Annotated in this window: 21 protein-coding genes, 1 tRNA gene and 1 riboswitch; of the genes, 14 read left to right on the top strand and 8 right to left on the bottom strand. The window is 65.5% G+C overall.

Annotated features, from left to right (window positions below; all coding sequences use genetic code 11):
• The first annotated feature begins 3 nt into the window (after positions 1 to 3).
• Positions 4 to 1,494 carry an undecaprenyl-phosphate glucose phosphotransferase gene (locus VE25_RS04000; RefSeq protein WP_046107308.1) on the top strand — a complete coding sequence of 497 codons (1,491 nt, stop codon included), beginning with the start codon at positions 4 to 6 and terminating at the stop codon, positions 1,492 to 1,494.
• Here the strand turns inward: VE25_RS04000 and VE25_RS03995 are convergent.
• The 4 genes from VE25_RS03995 to VE25_RS03980 all read right to left on the bottom strand — a co-directional run bounded on the left by VE25_RS03995 (position 1,491) and on the right by VE25_RS03980 (position 5,775).
• Positions 1,491 to 2,465, bottom strand: coding sequence for a phosphotransferase enzyme family protein (locus VE25_RS03995; protein WP_046107307.1), 975 nt, complete (start codon positions 2,463 to 2,465; stop codon positions 1,491 to 1,493). The genes VE25_RS04000 and VE25_RS03995 overlap by 4 nt on opposite strands.
• 51 nt (positions 2,466 to 2,516) lie before the next feature.
• Positions 2,517 to 2,593: transfer RNA gene (locus VE25_RS03990), tRNA-Pro, on the bottom strand.
• A 68-nt stretch (positions 2,594 to 2,661) separates the two neighbouring features.
• Positions 2,662 to 4,812, bottom strand: a complete 2,151-nt coding sequence (locus VE25_RS03985) for a CHASE2 domain-containing protein (protein ID WP_046107306.1) — start codon at positions 4,810 to 4,812, stop codon at positions 2,662 to 2,664.
• Positions 4,813 to 4,848: 36 nt separating this feature from the next.
• Entirely contained in the window at positions 4,849 to 5,775 is a 927-nt protein-coding gene (locus VE25_RS03980) for a helix-turn-helix domain-containing protein (protein WP_201776039.1), read from the bottom strand.
• A gap of 192 nt (positions 5,776 to 5,967) precedes the next feature.
• Between VE25_RS03980 and VE25_RS03975 the strand changes: the two genes are divergently transcribed.
• The 7 genes from VE25_RS03975 (at position 5,968) to VE25_RS03945 (ending at position 14,529) form a co-directional block, all read left to right on the top strand.
• Positions 5,968 to 7,245: an ABC transporter substrate-binding protein gene (locus VE25_RS03975; protein ID WP_046107304.1), complete on the top strand. Its 1,278-nt coding sequence runs from the start codon at positions 5,968 to 5,970 to the stop codon at positions 7,243 to 7,245.
• A gap of 145 nt (positions 7,246 to 7,390) precedes the next feature.
• Entirely contained in the window at positions 7,391 to 8,296 is a 906-nt protein-coding gene (locus VE25_RS03970; RefSeq protein WP_046107317.1) for a carbohydrate ABC transporter permease, read from the top strand.
• A complete protein-coding gene (locus VE25_RS03965) occupies positions 8,293 to 9,111 on the top strand; it encodes a carbohydrate ABC transporter permease (RefSeq protein ID WP_046107303.1) in 819 nt (272 codons plus the stop codon). Before VE25_RS03970 ends, VE25_RS03965 begins: the two co-directional genes overlap by 4 nt.
• Before the next feature lie 10 nt (positions 9,112 to 9,121).
• Positions 9,122 to 10,201 (top strand): ABC transporter ATP-binding protein, encoded by a 1,080-nt coding sequence (locus VE25_RS03960; protein ID WP_046107302.1) that lies wholly within the window; start codon positions 9,122 to 9,124, stop codon positions 10,199 to 10,201.
• A gap of 99 nt (positions 10,202 to 10,300) precedes the next feature.
• A complete protein-coding gene (locus VE25_RS03955; protein WP_046107301.1) occupies positions 10,301 to 12,310 on the top strand; it encodes an aldo/keto reductase in 2,010 nt (669 codons plus the stop codon).
• Between the two features lie 308 nt (positions 12,311 to 12,618).
• Positions 12,619 to 12,765: riboswitch (FMN riboswitch) on the top strand.
• Positions 12,766 to 12,861: 96 nt separating this feature from the next.
• Entirely contained in the window at positions 12,862 to 13,836 is a 975-nt protein-coding gene (locus tag VE25_RS03950) for a DMT family transporter (RefSeq protein ID WP_046107300.1), read from the top strand.
• A gap of 285 nt (positions 13,837 to 14,121) precedes the next feature.
• Entirely contained in the window at positions 14,122 to 14,529 is a 408-nt protein-coding gene (locus VE25_RS03945) for a hypothetical protein (RefSeq protein ID WP_046107299.1), read from the top strand.
• Positions 14,530 to 14,549: 20 nt separating this feature from the next.
• On the opposite strand, the gene VE25_RS03940 is transcribed toward VE25_RS03945, so the two are convergent.
• Positions 14,550 to 15,665 carry a Gfo/Idh/MocA family protein gene (locus tag VE25_RS03940; protein ID WP_046107298.1) on the bottom strand — a complete coding sequence of 372 codons (1,116 nt, stop codon included), beginning with the start codon at positions 15,663 to 15,665 and terminating at the stop codon, positions 14,550 to 14,552.
• A gap of 137 nt (positions 15,666 to 15,802) precedes the next feature.
• Between VE25_RS03940 and VE25_RS03935 the strand changes: the two genes are divergently transcribed.
• The 6 genes from VE25_RS03935 to iolB all read left to right on the top strand — a co-directional run bounded on the left by VE25_RS03935 (position 15,803) and on the right by iolB (position 23,192).
• Positions 15,803 to 16,654, top strand: coding sequence for a MurR/RpiR family transcriptional regulator (locus VE25_RS03935; protein WP_046107297.1), 852 nt, complete (start codon positions 15,803 to 15,805; stop codon positions 16,652 to 16,654).
• Positions 16,655 to 16,902: 248 nt separating this feature from the next.
• Positions 16,903 to 18,807 (top strand): bifunctional 5-dehydro-2-deoxygluconokinase/5-dehydro-2-deoxyphosphogluconate aldolase, encoded by a 1,905-nt coding sequence (locus VE25_RS03930; RefSeq protein WP_046107296.1) that lies wholly within the window; start codon positions 16,903 to 16,905, stop codon positions 18,805 to 18,807.
• Positions 18,808 to 19,128: 321 nt separating this feature from the next.
• Positions 19,129 to 20,973 (top strand): 3D-(3,5/4)-trihydroxycyclohexane-1,2-dione acylhydrolase (decyclizing), encoded by a 1,845-nt coding sequence (gene iolD, locus VE25_RS03925; RefSeq protein ID WP_046107295.1) that lies wholly within the window; start codon positions 19,129 to 19,131, stop codon positions 20,971 to 20,973.
• Positions 20,974 to 21,167: 194 nt separating this feature from the next.
• On the top strand, positions 21,168 to 22,085 hold the full coding sequence (gene iolE, locus VE25_RS03920) for a myo-inosose-2 dehydratase (protein WP_046107294.1): 918 nt from the start codon (positions 21,168 to 21,170) through the stop codon (positions 22,083 to 22,085).
• Between the two features lie 113 nt (positions 22,086 to 22,198).
• Positions 22,199 to 22,429, top strand: a complete 231-nt coding sequence (locus VE25_RS03915; protein ID WP_046107293.1) for a hypothetical protein — start codon at positions 22,199 to 22,201, stop codon at positions 22,427 to 22,429.
• Entirely contained in the window at positions 22,389 to 23,192 is an 804-nt protein-coding gene (gene iolB, locus VE25_RS03910) for a 5-deoxy-glucuronate isomerase (RefSeq protein ID WP_046107292.1), read from the top strand. The genes VE25_RS03915 and iolB overlap by 41 nt, the downstream gene beginning before the upstream one ends.
• Here iolB and VE25_RS03905 read toward each other — a convergent pair.
• From VE25_RS03905 to iolG, 3 genes are read right to left on the bottom strand one after another with little or no spacing between them, the layout of a single operon-like run.
• Entirely contained in the window at positions 23,114 to 23,599 is a 486-nt protein-coding gene (locus tag VE25_RS03905) for a PIN domain-containing protein (protein ID WP_046107291.1), read from the bottom strand. The genes iolB and VE25_RS03905 overlap by 79 nt on opposite strands.
• Positions 23,596 to 23,835, bottom strand: a complete 240-nt coding sequence (locus VE25_RS03900) for a hypothetical protein (protein WP_046107290.1) — start codon at positions 23,833 to 23,835, stop codon at positions 23,596 to 23,598. Before VE25_RS03900 ends, VE25_RS03905 begins: the two co-directional genes overlap by 4 nt.
• Positions 23,836 to 23,892: 57 nt before the next feature.
• Complete coding sequence (gene iolG, locus VE25_RS03895; protein WP_046107289.1) at positions 23,893 to 24,888, bottom strand: inositol 2-dehydrogenase; 996 nt, start codon at positions 24,886 to 24,888, stop codon at positions 23,893 to 23,895.
• Between the last annotated feature and the right edge of the window lie 103 nt (positions 24,889 to 24,991).

Raw genomic sequence — 24,991 nt, 5'->3', positions numbered from 1 at the left:
GTCATGGAGCACGTCTCCAGCGGCAAGGCTGCCGGCAAATCCGGCGGATTGTCGTCGACCGCCGAGGCCATCATCGCCTCGCCGGTGGACCGCGCGCTTTCGGGCGCGGTGATCGCCGGCATTGCGCAGATCGTCGAGGCGGCATTGCTGGCGCTTCTCGGCTTCGGCATCTACCGCGCCTATCTCGGGGGCGGCGAGGATACGTTCTACATTCCGGTGATCCTGGCGACGGCGCTTGTCGCCAACATCGCCTTCAACATCGCCGGTGCCCACCGTATCGCGATCTACCGCCAGCCGGTCGGCCAGATCTCACGGGTGCTGGCGGCCTGGGCGGCGGTGATGCTGGTGCTGATGGCGGGCATCTTCGTCTTCAAGGCGTCCGACATGGTCTCGCGCCTGTGGCTCGGCGCATGGTTCGTCGGGGGGGCAGTCCTGCTCGCGGCTTTTCGAATCGGTCTGCATGCGCTGGTGCAGCGCTGGACCCGGCAAGGACGCCTCAAGCGCCGCACCGTCATTGTCGGCGGCGGCAAGGATGCGGGCGATCTGATCGGAAAAATCCATGCGGGCGCGGCCAACGACGTCAACCTTCTCGGCCTTTTCGACGACCGCGTGGACGAACGCTCTCCCGATATGGTCGCCGGCTGCCCCAAGCTCGGGCGCGTGGCGGACCTCGTCGAGTTCGCGCGCCGCACGCCCGTCGACCTGGTCATCGTCTCCATGCCGCTCTCGGCGGAAAAGCGGCTGCTCGAGATGCTGCGCGTGCTCTGGGTGCTGCCGGTCGATATCCGCCTCTCGGCGCATATGAGCCGGCTGAAGTTCACCGACAAGGCCTACTCCTATCTCGGCAATGTACCCGTCTTCGACATGGCGGACCGGCCGATCTCGGATTGGAACCTCGTCTTCAAGTGGGCCTTCGACAAAGTCGTTGCCGTTGTCGCACTCGTCCTGCTCTCGCCGGTGATGATCGCGACCGCCATCGCCATCAAGCTCGAGAGCAAGGGGCCGATCCTCTTCCGCCAGAACCGGCATGGCTTCAACAACGAAATCATCCGCGTCTACAAGTTCCGCTCGATGTACACCGACCGCGCGGACGCCACCGCGGCGCGGCTGGTGACCAAGGGCGATCCACGCGTCACCAAGGTCGGCAAGTTCATCCGCAAGACCTCGATCGACGAACTGCCGCAGCTCTTCAACGTGCTGAAGGGCGAGCTCTCCATCGTCGGGCCCCGCCCGCATGCGATGGAAGCCAAGGCCGACAACGCACTCTATTACGAGGCCGTCGAAGGCTATTTCGCCCGCCACCGGGTCAAGCCCGGCATGACCGGCTGGGCGCAGATCAACGGCTGGCGCGGCGAGACGGACACGATCGACAAGATCATGCAGCGGGTCAACCACGACCTCTACTACATCGAGCACTGGTCGCTGCTCTTCGACTTCTATATCCTGGTGATGACGCCGGTGTCGCTCATCTCCAAGAGCGAGAACGCCTACTAGCCCCAGAGATCACGCCCGCCGAGATAGCGCTCGGCCAAGCCGGCAGCGCCCTCGGCATAGCCCGGTTCGTGGCGCCGGGCGAGGCTGGTTTCGGCGTGCGATCCGATCCAGGCGAGAAGCGCCATGCGGCGCAGGAGCACCATGGCGTCCATGGCGGCGATATCCTCGCGCGCGAGGGGACGCAGCGGCGCATACCCGCGCAACCAAGCATCCTTGAGCGCGGCAACGATCGAATCCGTTTCATGGAAAGAGACGGCTGCGGCGAAATCGTAGGCAAACCAGCAGAAGCCGCTGTCGTCGAAATCGAGGAGCGAAACGCGTTCGCCGTCGACGAGCAGATTGCCGAGGCGCATGTCGGCATGGATGAGGCCGAAGCGATCCTTGCCGAAGCCGTAGGCGTCGAGATCCGCCCGCAGCTTTGCGTCCAGCCTGTCGAGCACGGACCGGATGGCCTGCGTCATGCCGGGCGCGACGCGCCAGTCCCCCCAGAGACCATCGGGATCGAGCACATGTGCCGCGCTCCAGCTCTGACGCGCGAAATCGGCGGGAGGTCGCCAGGCGGCAGCGTGCGCGTGCATGCGGGCGGCATAGCCGCCGAGGGTTTCGAAGACCGGCTCGAGCCCTCCTCCGAATACCGGTTCCTCTCCCTCGATGAAGTCGAAGAGCACACAGTCGCGTGCGACGCCGCCATCCTCGATCCGCTGAAGCAGATAGCCGTCGCGCCCGGCGCGCGGGTTAGGGATGGGCAGGTCCGTATCGCGCCGCAGGGCGTCCAACCAGTCGAGCTCGCTCGCGATGGACCGCGGCGACTGGTAGCCGGGCCGGTGCACGCGCAGACAATAGCGAGCGCCATCGGCGGACGTCACGGTAAAGGTGTGGTTTTCGGAATAATTGACCAGCCGCACCTCGGCGGCCGGCGCAACGGGCCAGTTGGCCAGGGCACGGACGGCGAAATCGACAGTCGGATGCATCGGAAAACGGCCGCTCCACGACCCGACCGGGCGGGTGCAGCTAAGGAAGAATGGTCGGAGCGGCCGGATTTGAACCGACGACCCTTTGTCCCCCAGACAAATGCGCTACCAGGCTGCGCTACGCCCCGACTGCGCGGAGACATAGAGAAACCGATCCCGTGATGCAAGAGGGCAATTCCAGCGCAGGGCAGGACGGTCAGAATTCTGAGCCCGTCGCGAGATCGCGGTCGCCAACGGCTCGTAGCGGGGCCGGCGCGACGAACGCGGAAAAATCGGCGCGGCGCTCCGGCAACGCGTCGTAGAAGACTAGGAGACTCGATTCGACTTCAGCCGAGAGCCTGCGGCACTCGGCGAGGAGATCGTCGGGGACACCGGCGGCGAGGAGGGCTGTGTGCCGTTCGCGCAAGGTCCGGAAGGTCGGGGATGCGGCCATCCGTTCGTCGCCTACGAGTATATGAACGGACTGCGGCTCGCTGACGCCGCGCAGGTGGACGTGGCCAGCGGGAAGCACGGCCATGTCGCAGATGGCGGCGGCCGTCGCCTCGGAGACGAGGATACCGTAGTGCACGACCTTGCAGGCCCCCTCGATGCGCGAGGCGACGTTGACGGTGTCGCCGACGCACGAATAGTCGAAGCGCTCGCTAGAACCCATGTTGCCGACTAGCGCCTCGCCGGAGGAAATGCCGATGCCGATGGCGATGGGCTCACCCACCTCCGAGGCGTTGAGAGCGGCGACGGCATCGCGCATGGCCAGCGCTGCGCGGCAGGCGCGACGGGGATGATGGGGGACATCGAGGGGCGCGTTCCAGAAGGCCATGATCGCGTCCCCCATGAACTTGTCGATGGTGCCGCGCTCCGTGGTGATACAATGGGCAAGACGGTCGAAGAGGCGGTTGAGAAGCCCCAGCACGTCTTCGGGGCGCATGCGCTCGCTGATGGAGGTGTAGTTGCGCACGTCGCAGAACATCACCGTGAGGTCCCTCACCTCGCCGCCGAGCCGCAGGGTGTCCGCATTCTCCTCGATCTCGGCGAGAAGCGACGGGGCGACATAGTAAGCGAAAGCGTTGCGCAGCTTGCGCCGATCGGCATCGGTCACGGCGAAACGGAAGAAGGCCATCGCCGCATAGACGACGACGGCGCCGAGCAACAGGAAGCTGACATCGATCAGCACGCCATAGCGCGAGAAGGCCACCCAGGACGAGGCAGCTCCGCCGAGCACAGCAAGGATGGAGACGACGAGGCCCCCTCGGGGACCGGCGAACGCCACGGCCAGCACCAGGATCAGTCCCACCACCGCAAAAAGCAGCATCTCGATACCGCCGACCCAGTCGGCGCGGTAAAGATAGGCGCCAGCAAGAATCTGCTCGAGCGCCTGGGCATGGATGGAAACGCCGGCAACCACCTCGCCGAGGGCCGTACGGCGCAGGTCGAGCAGGCCCGCGGCCGACGTGCCGATGAGCACGATGCGGCCGGCGACGGTTTGGGTCAGATCGATGTAACTATCGGAAAGAACGTCACCGGCCGATATGGCGGCGCCCTGCCCTGCCGGGCGGTAGTAGAGGCGCAATGCGCCCGAAGTCGTGGTCGGCACGCTCCACTGGCCAACCCGAACGCTCTCGACAATACCGGCGCCCGCCGTATCGCCGAGGACGACCAGCGTCGTCTCGCCGGCGGCAATCCGCAAGGCCTCGAGCGCGAGCGTCGGGACGATGGCGTCTCCGTGCCGCCACACGAGCGGCAGGTTGCGCACCACGGTGCCGGAGTCGTCCTGGCCCAGACTGATGGCGCCCAGTCCGGCCGAAGCATCGCGGAGCTTGGGCAACGGCAGCACCGCTCCGCGCAACAGTGGGATGGTCACTGGTCGGGCGCCGCTGACGGCAATACCGGCCTTGAGCGGAATGGTCTCGACCTCCGCTCCCGGCCGCTCGCTGAGCCCGAGGATACTCGGTGACGTAGCGAGGGCATCGGCAAATTCGGCGTCGAAGTCCGGTGTGCCGGGGACCGTGCGGCTGGGCGAGGATCGATCAGGCTCGGCAAAGAGCATGTCGAAGGCGATGGCGGCAGCGCCCATCTCGCCAAGCCGGCGCGTGAGCGTCGCCAAAAGGTCGCGCGGCCAGGGCCATTGGCCGTACGCGGCGAGCGAGGCCTCATCGATGTCGACGACCAGGACCGGCAGGTCGGCAGGCGGACGCGGCGGCAGCTGCTGGTAATAGTCGAAGACCGTCTCGCGCGCGGCGACCAGGGGATAGGGCTCGCTCGCCCGCAGGAGCGTCAGGGCGGCCACGAGCGCGAGGCCGAAGACGATGGCGGCGGCGCGCCCGGCGAACCTTCGTCTCGGCTTGAACATGCGCTCCCCCCCAAACGCGCCTCTGGATCGGTGCCGTCAGCTGGTCCGGATATCCACGGTCGCCGATGCGATGGCGGCGATGAACCTGCCATCGCGGCGGAAATCGCTCGGCGATTTGCCGGCGATCTTGCGGAAGGCCTTGTTGAAGGCGCTCAAGGAGCCAAAGCCGCTCTCCATGGCGACATGGAGGACACTGGCCTCCTGTTGAAGCAGCCGTGCTTGCGCGTAGGACAGGCGCAGAAGCGTGACGTACTCGTTCATCGTCATGCCCGTCGACTTCTTGAAGATAGCCATGGCGTATTTCGGATGCAGGTCCGCGGCGGCGGCAATGTCCACGGAGTCGATGTCATGGAGGAAGTTGGCGGCGATGAAGTCGCAAATGCGGGCGACCACGCGCGAGGATTGCTGGTCCGTCGGTTCGCCCTCGCGCGCATTCTCGCAGTCGCCTACGATGCGATAGGGCTCGAACCGCACCCGCTCGATCCGCAGCAGCAGTTCGTCGACGACGTGCTGAGTCTCGGCGGGACTGCCCTGCCGGGCGGAGCGATACCAGCGGGCGAAGTTCACCCGGTCGGCCTCGTCGGTCGCAGAGGTGACGAGGACGGCGCCCTGCATCAGACGGCTGGGCACATCCGCGGGCAAGCGCAGGCGAAAGAAGTGGACGAGCGGCAGGTGCGCGCCGGCGTAAAACGCGTCGTCGGACTTGTCGTCCAGCTGGTGCGGCTGGCCGCCCCAGAAGAGGCAGAGGTCGCCGGCCCGGAGCAGGATTTCGTGATCACCCATGAGGTAATGGACGGAGCCCTCGACGACGAAATTGACCTCGACCTGAGCATGCCAATGCGGCTTCAGCATCACCGGCGGGTTGTTGTAGAACATCTGCAATGTCGTCGGCAGACCTTCCACGCTGCTCGCGCCGGGCTGATAGACCGGCCGCCTCAACGTCCTGGCCTGCGCCAAGTCCACCGTTCCCCCTTCAAAATCCGGCCCTGCCGACACCTTGCTTTTCGCCAAGTCCACGCTCCCTTCGCCGCAGGCCGATGGCTGCGGCACCTTACTTTTCGCCAAGTCCGCGTGCCCGTTGTCGGGGACACGTTCCCGCAACGCGCTAGTCTACTCGCGCTTGCAAAACGCGGGCAAACAAAAAGGGAGGACTTCATGACCAGCTTCACATCGCGGTGGCGCCGCTCGCTCGCGGCCGCCGCGCTCGCCGGCACCAGCCTGTTCAGCGTTGCGGCCGCCTCGGCCGCCGAACTCGTGGTCTGGTGCTGGGACCCGAATTTCAACGGCGCGACGATGCAGGAGGCATTTTCCCGCTATCAGGCCGAGCATCCCGACGACACCATCAACGTGGTGATCTTCGACAAGGCCGCCATGGAGCAGAAGCTGCAGGCCCAGCTCGCCTCCGGCTCCACCGACGGCCTGCCCGACATCGTTCTCATCGAGGACTATCGCGCGCAGAAGTACCTGCAGTCGTTCCCCGGCGCCTTCGAGCCGCTGAACAGCCATATCGACTACTCGACCTTCGCGCCTTACAAGGTCGAGCTCGCCACCCTCAACGGCCAGACGTATTCGCTGCCGTTCGACTCCGGCGTCACCGGCTATTTCTATCGCACGGACCTGCTGGCCGAGGCCGGCTTCGGTCCGGAGGACCTCGAGAACATCACCTGGGACCAGCTGATCGAGATCGGCAAGACCGTCAAGGAAGAGACCGGACAAATCCTGCTGCCGATCGATCCGACCGGGTCCGACTGGATCCGCATCATGCTCCAATCGGCCGGCAGCTGGTACTTCGATGCGGACGGGAACGTCACCATCGCCGGTAATCCGGTGTTCAAGGCCGCCCTCGAAACCTATCAGCGGCTGATCGCCTCGGGCATCACCACGCCGGTTTCCGGCTGGACTGAGTACACGGGCAGCTTCACCTCGGGCAAGACACTCTCCACCTTCTCGGGCGTCTGGATGACCGCTACGATCAAGGCCAATCCCGACCAGGCCGGCCAATGGGGCGTTGCGCCCTCGCCGCGCCTGGATGGCGTGGAAGGCGCGGGGAACGCCTCGAACCTCGGTGGCTCGAGCTGGTACGTGCTCTCCTCGGCTCCCCAAAAGGAAATGGCCATCGATTTCCTCGCCACCATCTGGGGCAGTGACGTCGACTTCTACCAGAAGATCCTGGTCAACCAGGGGGCTCTCGGCTCGCTCCTGGCGGCTCGCGAAGGCGAGGCTTACCAGGCCAGTGACGAGTTCTTCAGCGGCCAGCCCGTCTGGCAGAACTTCTCGGACTGGCTGGCCGAGATTCCCGCGGTCAACTACGGCATCTTCACCGAAGAGGCCGACGCTGCGGTGGTTGCCCAGGTGCCCGCCATCACCAGCGGCGGCAATATCGACGATATCATCGCCGCCATCGACGCCCAGGTCCGTCAGCAGACCCAGTAAGGCTCCGCATCCGGGGGCGCAGCCGCGCCTCCGGCCTCCCGCGATCCCGCGCGCGGCAACGCCTTACGGTGTGTGCGCGGGATCGTCGGCCAACAGAGTCACAGGAGAAGCAGCGATGGTGGCGGAGGTTGAAACCTCGGGCAGCATGCAGGACCGGCGGCGTGGCGGCGCCGCCTCGAACCTGGCGCGCAGCGAGCAGATCAACGGCTGGCTGTTCATCATGCCGGCGCTGGTCTTGCTTGGCATATTCATGGTCTATCCCATCCTCTGGTCGCTCTGGATGAGCTTCCAGGTCGGCCGCGGGATGAACTTCAGCTTTGGCGGTTTCGCCAACATCATCCGGCTGACCCAGGATCCGGTCTTCATCCGGGCACTCAGCAACACCCTGCTGTTCCTGGCGGTGCAAGTGCCGATCATGCTGATGCTGGCGCTGCTTTTCGCCAGCGCGCTCAACGACAGCAAGCTCTGGGGGCGCGGCTTCTTCCGCACCGCGATCTTCCTGCCCTGCGTCACGTCGCTGGTCGCCTATTCGGTGATCTTCAAGTCGATCTTCGCGCTGGACGGCATTGCCAATCAAGCGCTGCTGGCGCTCCAGCTGATCGAGAATCCGATCAACTGGCTTTCCGATCCGTTCTGGGCGCGCGTGGTGGTGATCTCCGCCATCACCTGGCGCTGGACCGGCTACAACATGATCTTCTATCTGGCGGCGATGCAGAACATCGACCGCTCCATCTACGAGGCCGCCAAGATCGACGGCGTGCCCACCTGGGCCCGGTTCTGGTTCATCACGGTGCCGATGCTGAAACCGGTGATCCTCTTCACCGCCGTAACGTCCACCATCGGCACGCTGCAGCTGTTCGACGAGGTCAACCTCCTGACAAACGGCGGCCCGTCGGACGCGACGCTCACCCTGTCGCTCTACATCTACAATCTCAGCTTCAGGTTCATGCCGAGCTTCGGTTATGCGGCAACGGTCAGCTACGTCATCGTCATCCTGGTCGGTGTGCTGAGCCTCATACAGTTCCTCATTGCAAGGGATCGCCGCAGATGAGCAAGAGCCTTGCCCTGATCGGTCGCGCGCTCACGTACCTCGCGCTCTCGCTGGCCGCGTTCGTTTCGATCTTCCCGTTCTTCTGGATGGTTCTGGGGACCACCAATACTTCCGCGGACATCATCCGCGGCAAGACGACGCCCGGCGGCGCGCTGGTGGACAACATCATCAAGTTCCTCAACTCCTTCGACATAGCGCGAGTGCTGTTCAACTCGTTCCTGATCGCCGGATTGGGGACCGTGCTGACGCTGCTGGTCGCATCGCTCGCCGGGTACGGCTTCGAGGTGTTCCGCTCCCGGTTCCGCGAGAAGATCTTCGGCGGCATGCTGCTGATGCTCTCGATCCCCTTTGCGGCGCTGATGATCCCGCTCTTCATGATGATGGCGAGCTTCAGGATCATCAACACCTACCAGGCGGTCATCCTGCCCGGCATCGCCTCGATCTTCGTCATCTTCTACTTCCGGCAGGCCACCAAGGCGTTCCCGAGCGAGCTGCGCGACGCCGCCCGCATCGACGGGCTCAAGGAATGGCAGATCTTCTTCTACGTCTACATGCCCGTGATGCGCTCGACCTATGCGGCGGCGACGATCATCGTCTTCATGGCCAACTGGAACAGCTATCTCTGGCCGCTGATCGTGCTGCAGACCAACGAGATGAAGACCCTCACTCTTGTGGTGGCAACGCTCACGGCCGGCTACACGCCCGATTTCGGCGTCATCATGGTCGGCGCCATCGCCGCCACCCTGCCTACCCTCATCATTTTCTTCCTGCTCCAGCGCCGCTTCGTCGAAGGCATGCTGGGCGCGGTCAAATAAGGTCACCGATATGAGCAGCGTAAAGCTTAGGGACGTGCGCAAGTCCTTCGGGCACGTCGAGGTCATCAAGGGCGTCGACCTCGATATCGAGGACAAGGAGTTCGTGGTCTTCGTCGGTCCGTCGGGCTGCGGGAAGACGACCTTGCTGCGCATGATCGCGGGGCTCGAAACGATCACCGCGGGCAACCTCGACATAGGCGGCGAGCGCATGAACGAGGTGGACCCCTCCAAGCGCGGCATCGCCATGGTGTTCCAGTCCTATGCGCTCTATCCGCATATGACGGTCCGGGAAAACATGGGTTTCGCGCTGCGTTTCGCCCGCGTGCCCAAGGACGAGATCGCCCGGCAGGTCAACGAAGCGGCACGGATTCTGGCGCTCGACCCGCTGCTCGACCGGTATCCCAAGCAACTGTCCGGCGGCCAGCGGCAGCGCGTCGCCATCGGCCGGGCGATCGTGCGGGACCCGGAGGTCTTCCTCTTCGACGAGCCGCTGTCGAACCTCGACGCGGAACTGCGGGTGCACATGCGCATCGAGCTGGCGCGGCTGCACAAGGAGCTCAAGACCACGATCGTCTACGTCACGCACGACCAGGTCGAGGCGATGACGCTGGCCGACAAGATCGTGGTGATGCGCGACGGCATCATCGAGCAGGCCGGGCGGCCGCTCGACCTCTACGACGATCCGGCCAACCAGTTCGTCGCCGGCTTCATCGGCAGCCCGAAGATGAACTTCCTTGCGGCGACGATCGTCGAGAAGGCGGCCGGCAATGTCACGCTGGAGCTTGCCAACCACGGCCGCGCGCGGCTTACCCTGCCGTTGACCGGCGGCACGGTGGGCGAGGCGGTGACGCTGGGCGTGCGGGCCGAGCACTTTGGCGAGGCGGGCGCCGGCGGCGCCGACATATCCCTCGACATCGACGTCGCCGAGCACCTCGGGTCGACCAGCTATGTCTATGCCAGCGCCGGCGGCGAGGCGCTGGTGGTCGAGCGCGAGGAATCGCGCCACGAAAACGGCCGCAGTCACATCGTCGTCTCGATAGACCCCGAACGGGCCTACCTCTTCGACAGTCAGGGGCAACGCATCCGCTGACCCACCTCTTCGGCGCACCTCTCCCAAGGTCGCGCCACGGCATCACGCCATCCCCCGTGCCGACCTCCTCGGGACGGGATCCACTCAAGGACCAAGACCATGACTGACACAAAAATCCGCTGGGGCATTATCGGGCCGGGCAGCATCGCCAAGGCTTTCCAGGGGGGCCTGGCCAATGCCAAGCACGGCAAGCTGGCGGCGATCGCCACCCGCGATCCCAACCGGCCGGGGCTGGCGGAGGAATTTCCGGGCGCGCGGATCGTTGCCGGCTATGACGCCCTGCTCGCCGACCCGGATGTCGACGCGGTCTACATCGCCCTGCCCCATCCCTACCACGCCGAATGGGCGATCAAGGCGGCGGAAACGGGCAAGCACGTGCTGGTCGAAAAGCCGCTGGCGCTCAGCGCCTTCGAGATCGACGCGGTGTTCAACGCCCACCGCAAGGCGGGCACCTTCGCGGGCGAAGCGTTCATGTACCGGCTGCACCCGCAGACCGCCAAGATCGGCGAGCTGATCTCGTCCGGGCTCATCGGCGACGTGCGCATGATCCAGTCGAGCTTCGGCTTCCAGATGCCGCGCTTCATGCCCGAGCACCGGCTGTTCGCCAACGACCTCGCCGGCGGCGGCATCCTCGATGTCGGCGGCTACCCGGTCTCGATGTCGCGCTATATCGCGGGCGTCGCCGCGGGCAAGCCGTTCCTCGACCCCATCAAGGTCGCGGGCACGGCGCATCTCGGCCAGGAGAAGACGGACGAGTGGGCGGCGGCGGTGCTGACCTTCGAGAACGGCATCGTCGCCCAGGTTTCGTGCGCGGTCTTCGTCAACCTCGACAACGTGTTGCGCATCCACGGCTCGCTCGGGCGCATCGAGGTGCCGGACTTCTGGTTCGCCGGCGGCAACCGCGACCAGGGGCTCGGCAAGATCGAGGTCATCCTCAACGACGGCAAGCGCGAGAGCATCAGCGTCAACGAGAGCGCCCACGTCTATTCGTTCGAGGCCGACGCCGCCTCCAAGGCGATCCTCGACGGGCGGCAGGAGTTCGATGCGCCCGGCATGACCTGGGCGGACAGCCTCGGCAACGCGCGGGTACTCGACAAGTGGCGGGCCGACAGCGGGATCGAATACCGCATCGAGACGGCGGCAAGGCGGGTCAACACCATCTCCGGCCGGCCGCTCGGCACGCCGGGCAACGCCATTCCGCGCCGGCAGATTCCGGGCATTTCCAAGTCCGCATCGGTCGCGGCGCTGGGCTTTGAGGACTTCAAGACCTTCGCCAGCGGCTCGATCCTGCTGGATGCCTTCTACGAGGCCGGCGGCAACATCTTCGATACGGCCTTCATCTACGGCGGCGGCTATACCGAGAAGCTGCTCGGCGAATGGCTGAAGAACCGGGGCGTGCGTGAGGAATCGGTGGTCATCGGCAAGGGCGCGCATTCGCCGCTCGTCTACCCGGACGTGATCGGCAAGCAGCTGACCCAGACGCTGGAGCGCCTGCAGACGGACTATGTCGACGTCTATTTCATGCACCGCGACAACACCGACGTGCCTGTCGGCGAGTTCGTCGACGCCATGGACGCTGAGGTGGAGGCAGGCCGCATCCGCGGCATCTTCGGCGGCTCCAACTGGACGCGCGAGCGCCTCGACGAGGCCATCGCCTATGCCGAAAAGACCGGCAAAACCAGGCCCGCCGCGCTCTCCAACAACTTCTCGCTCGCCGAGATGATCGACCCGATCTGGGCCGGATGCGTACAGTCCTCGGACGACGAGTGGCGCAAGTGGCTGCTGGAGCGGCAGATTCCGAACTTCGCCTGGTCGAGCCAGGCGCGCGGGTTCTTCACCGACCGGGCCGGGCGCGACAAGCGGGACGACGAGGAGATCGTGCGCTGCTGGTACTCGGAGGCCAATTTCGGCCGCCGCGACCGCGCGATCGAGTTCGCCAAAAAGATCGGCGCCAACCCGATCCATGTGGCGCTCGCCTATGTCGTCGCTCAGCCCTTCCCAGTCATCCCGCTCATCGGGCCGCGCCGGCTGGTCGAGCTCGAGGACTCGATCAAGGCGTTCGGCATCAAGCTGACGCAGGACGACGTGAACTGGCTACGCAACGGGTAGGTGCGGCCGGATGAACGAGATGGAGATCCCCGCGCGAGCGGGGATTTTCGTTTTCTCTGCCTGAAACCATTGGCTGTCATCCCGGCGAAAAGCCGAGATATAGAGCCGCGGGAGAAACAGAGGTCCCCGCTTTCGCGGGGATGACCCTGTGGGTGGGGTTTGCTTCAGCGCGAGAAGCGGTTGGCCAGGTTTACTAGGCCCGGCGTTCGCGACAGCCGAAGGGTGATGCGGGACTAGGTCACATCCTTGTTGCTTCTTGCGCCCCTGCCCTTCGTCCCCTACCTTTCCCGCCGTGCAGATGACTGCACGTACGTTCTCAGGGCGGGGTGGAAGTCCCCACCGGCGGTAATGGCGAAAGCCTGAGCCCGCGAGCGCCGGACCTTTCGGGGTTCGGGTCAGCAGATTCGGTGCGATTCCGAAGCCGACGGTCATAGTCCGGATGAGAGAGAACGGGATGCCTGTGCCGGCTCGCCGGCGTCCGGTCTTCGGCCGGACGCAGGTTGCCGCTCCTTCCCGTAACCCTGGGGAAACTGGTTACGGAAAGGACAAAGATGAGCCAGGTTTCCTCTACTTCCAATGCCTCGGTGCTCGGGGCTCTGTTCATGCTCGGCGCGGGTGTCACCTTCGCCGTCATCAATGTCGTCACCCCGATCGTGACCTGGCAGATGGGCGTGCCGTCGACGGCGGTGGTCTTCTGGCAGTACGTGATCGCCACGGTGTTCGCGCTGCCGCTGATCCTGCGGATCGGGTTCGGGGCCTTAAAGACCAGGCACCCGGTGGCGCACGAGGCGCGGGCGTTCCTCTCGGCACTGGGCGTGCAGTTCTTCGCCTTCGGCTTCGCCAGTGGCGTGCCGGTGTGGCAGATGGTGACGCTCTCGATGACCGGGCCGTTCTTCATCCTCGCCGGGGCGACGCTTTTCCTCGGGGAAAAGTTGACGGCGCAGCGGCTTGGCGCGACCGTGGTCGGGTTCGTCGGGGCGCTGCTGGTCTCGCAGATCGGCTCGGAGCAATTCACCTGGGCCTCGATCCTGCCGGTGCTGGCCGCGGCGTGCTGGGGCACGGTCTCGGTCATCACCAAGTACCTGACGCGCGACGAGGCGCCGGAATCGCTGACCCTCTACATGCTGGTGCTGATCACGCCCAACCACCTGCTGATCGGCCTCATCCTCGGCATCGCGGTCGCCGTCCTGCCGGCGGGCACCCTTCCGCCAAGCCTCGCGACCGGCTTCGACTTCGAGCTGCCGGGGGGCGATGCGCTGTGGCTGATCGTGCTGCTGGGCGTGGTGACGGCGGGGGCGCAATACTTCTTCAGCCTCGCCTACAAGGTGGCCGACGCGACCTATCTGCAGCCGTTCGACGACCTGAAACTGCCGCTCAACATCCTTGCCGGCTGGCTGGTGCTGGGGCAGATCCCGGGCGTGCTGTTCTGGCCGGGGGCGGCGCTGATCCTTGGAGCCTCGATCTACATCATGCGGCAGGATCGGGGGCGGTTGCCGACGCGGGCGCCGGTGCTGGAAAGCGCTTAGGGTTTCATGAGGTTTGGGGGTGGGCACATCTGGCCCACCCCACCGTTGTCATCCCGGCGAAGGCCGGGAACCAGCCCTGAACACGTCCACGGGCGCGGGAGGAGCGCCGCTTACATTCCCGCCCGGTTCATACACCTTGCGGCTGTCGAGGTATCTCAGGATGGGCCCCGGCCTGCGCCGGGGTGACATCGCAGTGGTGGCAGCGTCGTGCCAAGCCAGGCTGTTGTCTTCGCGGGCGAACGGGCTCAAGATCGTGGCCTGACAATGCCTTGAAGGATGACGACCATGGCCGAACAGGAGCCGACGCCGACGGGGGAGTTCCTGCGGTTGCAGCGCTATGGGGCAGCGATTGCGGTGGTGCTGCTGGTGGCGATCGCCGGGTTCTTCACCGGCGAGCCGCTGGAGATCATCTTCCTGCGGGTGATGGCTGTGCCGCTGTTCCTGCTGGCGGTGGCGGGGATCGGGCTGATCTTCTCGTCGGAAGCCTCGCGCAAGCCGTGGACACTCTATTTCCTCGAGCGCAAGACGCTGGAGGGGCTGGCTTATGCGGCGTTCCTCATCATCATCGTGTGGCAGCCGACGTCGCAGTTCGTGCCGCTGCTCATCAGCTTCGTCATCGCCTGGATCGTTTTCGCAGGCGGCACGATGCTTTACGAAGCGCGGATATACCGGCGGCGCAACTCAGACAAGTAACCTATTGATATCGCTTATCTTTACACCTCGACCCATGCCCTCTCCTCGTGGGAACGGGCCATGGCGTGGACGGTGCGCTCTATCTCGAGGCCCTGCGCAAAATCGATGACGCGGGCCGGGCGGCCGGCGATGGCCTGGAGCAGTTCGTGGGCTTCAATGATCTTCAAGTCGTTGAAGCCGAGGCCATGGCCAGGTGCGGGGATGAAGCGATCATAGGGCGGGTGGTGGGGTGCCGACAGGATTGTGCGATAACCCTGCTCGGTGGCGTTGTCCGAGGTGGTGTAGAGCTGCAGCTCGTTCATGCGCTCCTGATCGTAGACGATGGAGCCCTTCGAGCCGAAGACCTGGAGGGCGATGCGGCCCTTGCGGCCCCAGGCGGAGCGGTTGACGCTGAGGACGCCGGAGGCGCCGTTGTCGAGCTCGAAGAGGACGTTGGCGATATCGTAGGTCTCGACGGGGCGGCGACCGCCCTCGCGCAGCGGACGGTCGGCGTAGGGTTTGGCCATGTGGGTCATGACGCGGGCGACACCGCCGAAAAGCACATGCAGCAGCGAGAGCGGGTGCACGGCGAAATCGTCGAGGGCGCCGTAGCCGGAGGAGGCTTCGCTCTTCCAGTAGAACAGCGCCTCCGGATCGGCCATGAAATCCTCATCCATCTCGACGCGTACGTGGTTGACGGTGCCGATGGTCCCCTGCTCCAGCAGCTTGCCAATGTGGCGGATCAGCGGGTTCTGGATGTAGTTGTAGCCGAGGATGGCGACCTTGCCCGACGCCTTGGCGGCGGCGGCCATGCGCTCGGCATCGGCGAAGGCGGTGGCCATGGGCTTTTCGCACCAGACGTGCTTGCCGGCCTCGAGCGCGGCAATGGCCATTTCGGCATGGAAGGCGTTGGGGGTGGTGACGGAGACGACATCGACCTGCGGATCGGCGATGAGGGCACGCCAGTCGCCGGTCGAGCGGGCGAAGCCGAACTCCCCTGCCCGCCCGGCGGCGAGATCGGCGGAGACTTCGGCCAGGTGCACGAGGCGCGGACGCGGACCATCGCCGAACACAGCCTTGACCGAATTCCAGGCGAGCGCGTGGCATTTGCCCATATAGCCGGTGCCGATGAGGCCGATGCCGATGGTATCCTTCATTCGATATTTCCACCCATTGAAATTTTTATGCCGTATATTCACAAATCGAAATGAATTTTCCACTCCCGCTTGATCGCATTTGCGGTATTCGGATGATGGAGCCCATTTCCGTTGGTTTTCGAGGGGAGTTTAGCGCAATGGCGGTGAACGGGGATAAAGTAGTACCCCCTCAGGATTTCGAGGCGCTGCGCGCGGCGATCCTGCTGCGGCGGCGCGAGTTGCCCAAACGCCTGGTGCAGGTGGCGGCCTATGCGCTCGACAATCCGGACGAGATTGCGTTCGGGACGGCGGCGAGCATCGCGGAATCGGCGGAGGTCCAGCCTTCGACGCTGGTGCGGTTCGCCCAACAGTTCGGGTTCGAGGGGTTTTCGGGACTGCAGCAGATCTTCCGGGCGCGGCTCAAGGAGCGCACGTCGAGCTATGAGGAGCGGCTGCGCAACCTCGAGCAGAACGGGGCGGAGCTTTCGGAAAGCGCCTCGATCTTCAACGGGTTCGTGGCGGCGGCGCACAGGTCGCTCGATGCGCTCGCCGGCAGCGTCGATCCGCAGGCCTTCGAGCGGGCGGTGGAGATCCTGGCGGGCGCCGACACGGTCTACCTCATCGCCAAGCGCCGCTCCTACCCCATCAGCAACTACATGGCCTATGCCTTCGGCAAGCTGAAGGTGAAGAGCGTGCTGGTCGGCACCTCGGCGGGGATCGACGAGGACCTGCTGGCGTTCGCGGGGCCGAAGGACGCGGCCTTTGCCGTCAGCTTCTCGCCCTATGCCTCGGAAAGCGCGGGACAGGCGCGGGCGCTGGCGAGCCGCGGCGTGCCGGTGGTGTCGCTGACGGATTCGGCCTTCTCGCCGCTCGCCGATTGCTCGAAGGTGTGGTTCGAGGTGGCGGAGGCCGACCATGCGGGGTTCCGCTCGCTCTCGGCGAGCATGGCCTTCGCCATGGCGCTGACGGTGAGCATTGCCGAGAAGCGGCGCCGGGAAGCGGCGCGATAGGCGATTAAACCAGAGGGCAGGAGTGTGCTGACATTTTAACCGAATGTTACCCTTACACCCACCGATGGTGACAAACGTGACTCCACTGACACAAATCCATATTTGGAATGGATATTCTATGTTGACGAATAACGGGAACCAGTGTTTCATTTGACCTGCATGTCCATGCGCGCAATGCGGCCGGGAGGCAACCTGGCCGGTCCGGGAGGGTTCCCTTGAACGACACACACCCATCTGACGGGACGAAGATGCTCGACGTCATCACCATCGGTCGCGCCTCGGTCGACCTCTACGGCCAGCAGATCGGCACGCGGCTCGAGGATATCGGGAGCTTTGCCAAATCGGTCGGCGGGTGCCCGTGCAACATCGCGGTCGGCACGGCGCGGCTGGGGCTGAAATCGGCGCTCGTCACGCGCGTGGGCAACGAGCAGATGGGCCGGTTCATCCGCGAACAGCTCGCGCGCGAGGGCGTCGAGACCAAGGGCATCGCGACGGACAAGGAGCGGCTGACGGCGCTGGTGCTGCTCGCCGTCGAGGCCGAGGGTGTCTCGCCCATGATCTTTTACCGCACCGACTGCGCCGACATGGCGCTCGACGAGGGCGACATCGACGAGGCGTTCATCGCCAGCGCCCGCGCCATCGTGGTGACGGGCACGCATTTTTCGAAAGCCAACAGCGAAGCGGCGCAGAAGAAGGCCATCCGCATCGCCAAGGCCAATGGCGGGAAGGTCGTGTTCGACCTCGACTACCGGCCGAACCTCTGGGGCCTTGCCGGACACGAGGCCGGGTTCGAGCGCTACGTGGCGTCGGACACGGTTTCGGCCCAGTACCGCTCGGTGCTGGCCGACTGCGACCTGATCGTGGGCACCGAGGAAGAGGTGCTGATCGCGGCGGGCGAGGCCGACATCAAATCGGCGCTCCGGACGATCCGCGCACTCTCCTCCGGCACGATCGTCCTCAAGCGCGGCCCCATGGGCTGCATCGTCTATGACGGGCCGATCCCCGACGACCTGGAGCACGGGATCGTAGGGCGAGGGTTCCCCATCGAGGTCTACAACGTGCTGGGCGCGGGCGACGCGTTCATGAGCGGGTATCTTCGCGGGTGGCTTGCCGGCGAGGCGCATGGCACCTCGGCGACCTGGGCGAACGCCTGCGGCGCGTTCGCGGTCTCGCGGCTGCTCTGCGCGCCGGAATATCCGAGCTGGGAGGAGCTGCAGTATTTCCTCAAGAACGGCAGCAACGAGCGGGCGTTGCGCAAGGACGCGGCGCTCAACCATATCCACTGGGCGACGAACCGGCGGCGCGAGATCCCCGAGCTGATGGCGCTCGCCGTCGACCATCGTAGCCAGCTCGAGGAGCTTTGCGGCGGGGATGCGCGCCAACTGGCGCGGCTGCCCGCGTTCAAGGCGCTGGCGGTGAAGGCGGCAAGGCAGATCGCGGCCGGGCGGCCGGGCTTCGGCATGCTGATCGACGACAAATACGGGCGCGACGCGCTGTTCGCCGCCGGGGCGATCGCGGACTTCTGGATCGCCAAGCCGATCGAGCTGCCGGGCTCGCGCCCGCTGAAGTTCGAGTTCAGCCAGGACCTCGGCTCGCGGCTCGTCGACTGGCCGGTGGACCATTGCATCAAGGTGCTGTGCTTCTACCATCCGGACGACCCGGAAGAGCTGAAGCGCGAGCAGGTGGAAAAGCTGCGCGCGGCCTACGATGCGGCGAGGAAGGTCGGACGCGAGATCCTGATCGAGATCATCGCGGGCAAGCACGGAACGCTCGACGACGGGACGGTGGCCCGGGCGCTGACCGAGCTCTACGACGCGGGGCTGAAGCCCGACTGGTGGAAGCTCGAGCCGCAGGCGAGCCGCGGCGCATGGGCGGCGATCGATGCGGTGATCGAGGCGCGCGACCCCTATTGCCGGGGCGTGGTGCTGCTGGGGCTAGACGCACCGCAGGAGGCGCTGGAGGCCGGGTTCCGCGCGGCGCGCTCGGCGCGGTCCGTGAAGGGATTTGCCGTGGGCCGCACGATCTTTGCCGAGGCGGCGAAGGCGTGGCTGGCGGGCAGGATGAGCGACGACGAGGCGGTGGCCGACATGGCCGGCCGGTTCGGGGCGCTGGTGGGGATATGGCAGAGGCTGGGCGAGGTGGAGGCGGCGTGAAGCCCCCTCATCCGCCCCTGCGGGGCACCTTCTCCCACGAGGGGAGAAGGGGTGGTGCAAAATCGACGGTTCGGCGGGGATGGCGTCGCGCACTATAGATTGCCGGGGTGGCCGCCCTCCCTTCTCCCCTCGTGGGAGAAGGTGGATCGCGCTGAAAGCGCGAGACGGATGAGGGGGCAGAGATGGTGCGGGACAGCCCATACACCTTGCGGCTGTCGGGAAATCTCAGGATGGGCCCCGGCCTGCGCCGGGGTGACATCCGGTGGGGTGAGGTGGGATGGTGCCGGCGCCCCTTGAATTTGAATGTTGGAAGGTGAGGCCATGGGCCAGAAGACAGTTCGATTGACGATGGCGCAGGCCGTGGCGCGGTTCCTGACGGCGCAGAAGACGGTGGTCGGGGGCGAGACGGTGCCGATCTTCGGCGGGGTGTTCGCCATTTTCGGGCACGGGAACGTGGCGGGCGTCGGCGAGGCGCTCTATGCGGTCAGGGACGAGCTGCCCACCTATCGCGGGCAGAACGAACAGGGCATGGCCAACGCGGCCATCGCCTATGCCAAGGCGAGCTTCCGGCAGCGGTTCATGGCGGTGACGACCTCGATCGGACCGGGCGCGCTCAACATGGTGACCTCGGCGGCGCTGGCGCACGTCAACCGGCTGCCGGTGCTGCTGCTGCCGGGCGATGTCTTCGCCAACCGGCTGCCGGACCCGGTGTTGCAGCAGGCCGAGGATTTCGGCGACGGCACGATCACGGTCAACGACGCGTTCAAGCCGGTCAGCCGCTATTTCGACCGCATCACGCGGCCCGAGCAGATCATCCCGGCGCTGCGGCGGGCCATGCAGGTGCTGACCGACCCGGCCGAGTGCGGGCCGGTGACGCTGGCGCTCTGCCAGGACGTGCAGGCGGAAGCTTATGACTATCCGGAAAGCTTCTTTGCCGAGAAGGTGTGGACGCAGCGCCGGATCATGCCGGACGCGGACGAGTTCGCGGAAGCGGCGGCGGCGCTGCGCGGTGCCAAGAAGCCGGTGATCATCGCCGGGGGCGGCGTGCTCTATTCGCAGGCGAGCGACGTGCTTTCGGGCTTTGCCGAGACATTCGGCATTCCGGTGATGGAGACACAGGCGGGCAAGAGCTCCCTGCCCCACGACCATCCGCTCAACATGGGCTCGGTCGGCGTGACCGGCACCTCGGCGGCCAATGCGCTGGCGCAGGAAGCGGACGTGGTGCTGGCGGTCGGCACGCGGCTACAGGATTTCACCACCGGCTCGTGGGCGCTGTTCGGCAACGAGGACCTCAGGATCATCGGGCTCAATGTGCAGCCGTTCGATGCGGCCAAGCACAACGCCATGCCGCTGGTGGCGGACGCGCGGGTCGGGCTTTCGGCGTTGGTGCAGGGGCTGACGGGCTGGCAGGTCGCCTCGGAATGGACGCAGCGGGCCCGTGACGGAAAGGCCGCATGGCTCAAGGACGCGGAGGCGGCGACAGCGGCGACCAACGCCCTGCCCTCGGACGCGCAGGTGATCGGCGCCGTGCAGCGGGCGCGGCCGGAGGCGACGCTGGTGTGCGCGGCGGGCGGCCTGCCGGGCGAGCTGCACAAGCTGTGGAAGGCCGGCGGGCCGGGCAGCTACCACCTGGAATACGGGTTCTCGACCATGGGCTACGAGATCGCCGGGGGGCTGGGCGTCAAGCTAGCGCGCCCCAAGGACGACGTGGTGGTGATGGTCGGCGACGGCAGCTATTTGATGCTGAACTCCGAGATCGTCTCCTCGGTGATGCTGGGGGCCAAGATCACCATCGTGGTGCTCGACAATTCCGGCTATGGCTGCATCAACCGGCTGCAGATGGCGACGGGCGGAGCGAACTTCAACAATTTGATGAAGGACACGCGCCATGTGACGCTGCCGGGAATCGATTTTGCCGCGCACGCCGCTGCGCTCGGCGCCAAGGCGCGCAAGGTCGGCTCGATCAGCGAGCTCGAGACGGCGCTGCGCGAGAGCGAGGACGAGGCGGTGACGAGCGTCATCGTGATCGACACCGATCCGCTGATCACCACGGAAGCCGGCGGGTTCTGGTGGGACGTGGCGGTGCCGGAGGTTTCCGAACGGCGTGAGGTGAACGCGGCGCGCGAGGCTTATGTGAAGGCGCTGAAGGCGCAGCGGGTGGGATAACCCCCTCATCCGTCTCCGGCCTGCGGCCGATCCACCTTCTCCCACGAGGGGAGAAGGGGTGGTGCCTCCCACGTCGGCCGGCGGTTGGCCCACCTTCCTTCTCCCCTTGTGGGAGAAGGTGCCCGAAGGGCGGATGAGGGGTAACAACAACGTCAACGAGCGCCGAGAGCGCCAGTCCAAACCGGAGCCTTGAATTGAAAGCCAAACTCGGCATGTCGCCCATTGCGTGGTGGAACGACGATCTCGTTGAGCTGAGCGACGATGTTTCGCTCGAGGAGTGCCTTAAGCAATCGCGCTCGGCCGGGTTCACCGGCATGGAGAAGGGGCGGCGGTTTCCGGAGGATTCGGAGGTGCTGCTGCCGATCCTGAAGGCCGCGGACGTGACGCTTTGCGGCGGGTGGTTCTCCGGGACGCTGGTCGACGAGGACATCGCAGCCAACAAGGACCGCATCGCGCCAATGATCGAGCTGTTCAAGGCGGTCGATGCGCCGTGCATCGTCTATGGAGAAGTCGGCCGCTCGATCCAGGGAGATCGCGGCAAGCCACTGGCGACCAAGCCGAGGCTCGCCGACGACGAGATGAAGGCCTATGCGAAAAAGGTGACCGCATTCGGCGAATGGTGCGCCGAGCAGGGCATGCCCCTCTCCTACCACCACCACATGGCGGCGGTGGTGGAGACCGAGCCGGAGCTCGACACGTTCATGCGTCATTCGGGCGAGGGCATTCCGCTGCTTTTGGATGCCGGGCACCTGGCGTTCGCCGGCGGAGACGTGCTGCGGGCGATCGACAACCACCACAAGCGCATCAACCACGTGCATGTGAAGGACATCCGGCGCCCGGTGGTCGACGGGCTCGACCGCAGCCGGCAAAGCTTCCTCGACGCGGTGGCGCTGGGGGCGTTCACGGTGCCGGGGGACGGATCGCTCGATTTCGGCGCGATCGTGCAGCGGTTCGCCGACCACGGCTATGAGGGCTGGTTCGTAGTCGAGGCCGAGCAGGACCCGAAGGCGAACCCGCCGGCCAAGATGGCCGAGGTCGGCTACAAGGAATTGATGCGCGTGATGACGAGGGCGGGGTATACGGTCGAGACGCAAGGGTTTCCGAAGGTGTGACGGAAGCGTCGGTGGCTTACGCAGCCACCCCCACCCTCGTTCCCTCCCCTCAAGGGGGAGGGAGGCGAAAGAACCGCCGATCTTATCGGCAAGCGAACCAGGGAGAACGGGGCTTGAAGCAGAACGACGTCAACTGGTTCAGGCCGCTGTGGCGGCGCGTGCTCGTCACGGGGATCGTCGCGGCATGGTGCGTTTGGGAGTGGGCGTTCAACCGGGACCAGCTCTGGGGCCTGCTGACCACCGCCCTCCTCGGCTACGCGATCTACAGCTTCTTCATCAGCTTCCCCAAGGAGAACCCGACCAATGGCAACGACACCCAACCTCCGCCTCCGTCCGAAGGGTGACACGGGCCTCGTCCACGACGTGACGCCCAAGAGCGCCGGCTGGACCTATGTGGGGTTCAAGCTTCACAGGCTCTCCGAGGGCGGGACGGCTGGCGGCGAGACGGGGAGCGATGAAGTGTGCCTGGTGCTGGTTTCGGGCAAGGCGCGGATCAGTGTCGACGGGCAGGATTTCGGCGAGCTCGGCGAACGCATGTCGCCGTTCGAGGGGGAGCCCTATTCCGTCTATGTGCCGGCGGGGGCAAGCTGGCGGGCGGAGGCGGCAACGGCTCTGGAGCTTGCCGTATGTGCGGCGCCGGGCGTGCGCGGGGCGTATGCGGCGCGGGTCATCGCACCGGGGACGAACCCCAGGATCACGCGCGGCAAGGGCTCCAACACGCGCTATGTGACCAACATCCTGCCCGAGACCGACCCGGCGCATTCGCTGCTGGTGGTGGAGGTAATCACGCCGGCGGGCAACACCTCGAGCTATCCGCCGCACAAGCACGACACCGACAACCTGCCGTACGAGAGCCTGCTGGAGGAGACCTACTACCACCGCTTCAACCCGCCGCAGGGCTTTGCCTTCCAGCGGGTTTACACCGACGACCGCAGCCTCGACGTCGCCATGGCGGTGGAGGACGGGGACGTGAGCCTGGTGCCCAAGGGATACCACCCGGTGGCCACCGTGCACGGCTATGACAGCTACTATCTCAACGTGATGGCCGGGCCGCACCGGACGTGGAAATTCCACAACGCGGCCGAGCATGAGTGGCTGTTGAAGTAGGGACTGAGCTCAGCGGAGGGGTTGAGGACCGTGAGGCGGTCCTCGACGACGAGACCGTGGTGGAGATCCTCGGAGTAGAAGGTGGTGCAGTCGGCGCGCAGGGCAATCGCGAGCATCAGGGAATCGTAGATCGAGAGGCGGTGCCGCTCGGCGATTTGAAAGGAGCGCCTATGATCTTCGATCTCGGTAGGCATGATCGAAGACGCATGCACAGCCAAACGAGCAGATGCCTCGCTGACCTCGGGCCATGTTAGTTCAAATTTGCGGCGCGCTACATTGGCGAACTCGTTGAGAGTTTGAACGCCGAGGACATAGCCATTGCGCAACAGATCATATGCTCGCTCTGCGCGGCTATCCTTGCTGATGGTATAGACGAGGACATTGGAATCGAGGAAAGGCGCGGTCATTCCGAGCCGCGCTTGTTGGCCTCTTCGCGATCGAACTTCCAACCAGGTGGGAGCGGCCGGCTCATCGCACGAATACGAGCGATCGTTTCCTCGATCGAGGCCTGCTTCACAAGCTCAACTTTGGAGTCGGTGATGCTATAAGACACTTCATCACCCTCATTCGCCTGCAAAGCTTTGACGGCCTCGTCGGGAACATCAACCAGGGCCCAGGAACCAGCGCGTTTTTCAATTCTCATCGCGACACCTCCGCAACAGAATGTATATCCGGAGGCGTCGTGGTGCAAACAACCGCCCTATTCGCTCACCTTCACCGCCCTGCCCTCCTTGACGGATTTCAGCGCGGCCTCAGCGAGTACCAGGGCGGCGAGGCCGTCCTGGCCGGAGGGGGTGGGTTTGGATTTCGATTCAACGGCGTCGATGAAGGCTTTGATTTCGTTGGCGTAGGCCTCGGTGTAACGCGTCATGAAGAAATCATGGAGCGGCGGGCGGGTGTAGCCGGCGGCGGTGGCGATTTCGATGGAGACGGGGCGCTGGTTCTCGGCGGCGGCGGACCCCTTCGAGCCCAAGACCTCGATGCGCTGGTCGTAGCCGTAGGTGGCGCGGCGCGAGTTGGAGATGGTGGCGTGGCGGCCGGACGCGGTCGTCAGGATGACGCTGGCGCTGTCGTAGTCGCCGGCCCCGCCGATGGCCTTGTCGACGAGGACCGAGGCGGCGGCGGAGACGGTTTCGATCTCTTCGCCCAAGAGGAAGCGGGCCATGTCGAAATCGTGGATGGTCATGTCGCGGAAGATGCCGCCGGAGCGCTTGATGTAGTCGACGGGCGGCGGGCCCGGATCGCGCGAGACGATGGTGACCATCTCGACCTCGCCGATGTCGCCGGCATCGATGGCGGCGCGCACGGCCTGGAAATGCGGATCGAAGCGGCGGTTGAAGCCGACCATCAGGGTGGCGCCGGTTTGCTCGACCGTCTTCAGGCAGGCGCGCACGCGCGCCACGTCGAGGTCGACCGGCTTTTCGCAGAAGATCGCCTTGCCGGCCTTTGAGAACGCTTCGATGAGGTCGGCGTGGGTGTCGGTCGGCGTGCAGATGACCACGGCGTCGATATCGCTGGATGCGAGGATTTCGTCGATGGTGCGCACGTCGCAGCCATAGGCGGCGGCGATGTCGTCGGCGGCCTTGGGGAAGGCATCGGCGACGGCGACGAGCCTGGCCTTGGGATTGCCGGTGACGGCCCGGGCGTGCACCTTGCCGATGCGGCCCGCACCAAGAAGGCCGAAGCGAATGGTCATGATGGTTTCTCTCGTGGGTGGGTGGTCAGTCGGGGTTTCGTGCTTGAGGAGGGTTACCCCCCTCCTGGCCTCCCCCACAAGGGGGGAGGTGAGTGTGGTGGGT

Origin of the sequence: Devosia geojensis (assembly GCF_000969415.1) — a bacterium.
In the GTDB taxonomy this organism is placed as follows: Bacteria; Pseudomonadota; Alphaproteobacteria; order Rhizobiales; family Devosiaceae; genus Devosia; species Devosia geojensis.
Note: the sequence above shows the minus strand (reverse complement) of the source record. Positions and strands in the feature narration are given on the sequence as shown.

Bases quoted from the DNA above. Each gene is read 5' to 3' on its own strand.
- VE25_RS04000 (WP_046107308.1), top strand. From the start codon at position 4: ATGGAGCACGTCTCCAGCGGCAAGGCTGCCGGCAAATCCGGCGGATTG.
- VE25_RS03995 (WP_046107307.1), bottom strand. From the start codon at position 2,465: ATGCATCCGACTGTCGATTTCGCCGTCCGTGCCCTGGCCAACTGGCCC.
- VE25_RS03985 (WP_046107306.1), bottom strand. From the start codon at position 4,812: ATGTTCAAGCCGAGACGAAGGTTCGCCGGGCGCGCCGCCGCCATCGTC.
- VE25_RS03975 (WP_046107304.1), top strand. From the start codon at position 5,968: ATGACCAGCTTCACATCGCGGTGGCGCCGCTCGCTCGCGGCCGCCGCG.
- VE25_RS03970 (WP_046107317.1), top strand. From the start codon at position 7,391: ATGCAGGACCGGCGGCGTGGCGGCGCCGCCTCGAACCTGGCGCGCAGC.
- VE25_RS03965 (WP_046107303.1), top strand. From the start codon at position 8,293: ATGAGCAAGAGCCTTGCCCTGATCGGTCGCGCGCTCACGTACCTCGCG.
- VE25_RS03960 (WP_046107302.1), top strand. From the start codon at position 9,122: ATGAGCAGCGTAAAGCTTAGGGACGTGCGCAAGTCCTTCGGGCACGTC.
- VE25_RS03955 (WP_046107301.1), top strand. From the start codon at position 10,301: ATGACTGACACAAAAATCCGCTGGGGCATTATCGGGCCGGGCAGCATC.
- VE25_RS03950 (WP_046107300.1), top strand. From the start codon at position 12,862: ATGAGCCAGGTTTCCTCTACTTCCAATGCCTCGGTGCTCGGGGCTCTG.
- VE25_RS03945 (WP_046107299.1), top strand. From the start codon at position 14,122: ATGGCCGAACAGGAGCCGACGCCGACGGGGGAGTTCCTGCGGTTGCAG.
- VE25_RS03940 (WP_046107298.1), bottom strand. From the start codon at position 15,665: ATGAAGGATACCATCGGCATCGGCCTCATCGGCACCGGCTATATGGGC.
- VE25_RS03935 (WP_046107297.1), top strand. From the start codon at position 15,803: ATGGCGGTGAACGGGGATAAAGTAGTACCCCCTCAGGATTTCGAGGCG.
- VE25_RS03930 (WP_046107296.1), top strand. From the start codon at position 16,903: ATGCTCGACGTCATCACCATCGGTCGCGCCTCGGTCGACCTCTACGGC.
- iolD (WP_046107295.1), top strand. From the start codon at position 19,129: ATGGGCCAGAAGACAGTTCGATTGACGATGGCGCAGGCCGTGGCGCGG.
- iolB (WP_046107292.1), top strand. From the start codon at position 22,389: ATGGCAACGACACCCAACCTCCGCCTCCGTCCGAAGGGTGACACGGGC.
- VE25_RS03905 (WP_046107291.1), bottom strand. From the start codon at position 23,599: ATGACCGCGCCTTTCCTCGATTCCAATGTCCTCGTCTATACCATCAGC.
- VE25_RS03900 (WP_046107290.1), bottom strand. From the start codon at position 23,835: ATGAGAATTGAAAAACGCGCTGGTTCCTGGGCCCTGGTTGATGTTCCC.
- iolG (WP_046107289.1), bottom strand. From the start codon at position 24,888: ATGACCATTCGCTTCGGCCTTCTTGGTGCGGGCCGCATCGGCAAGGTG.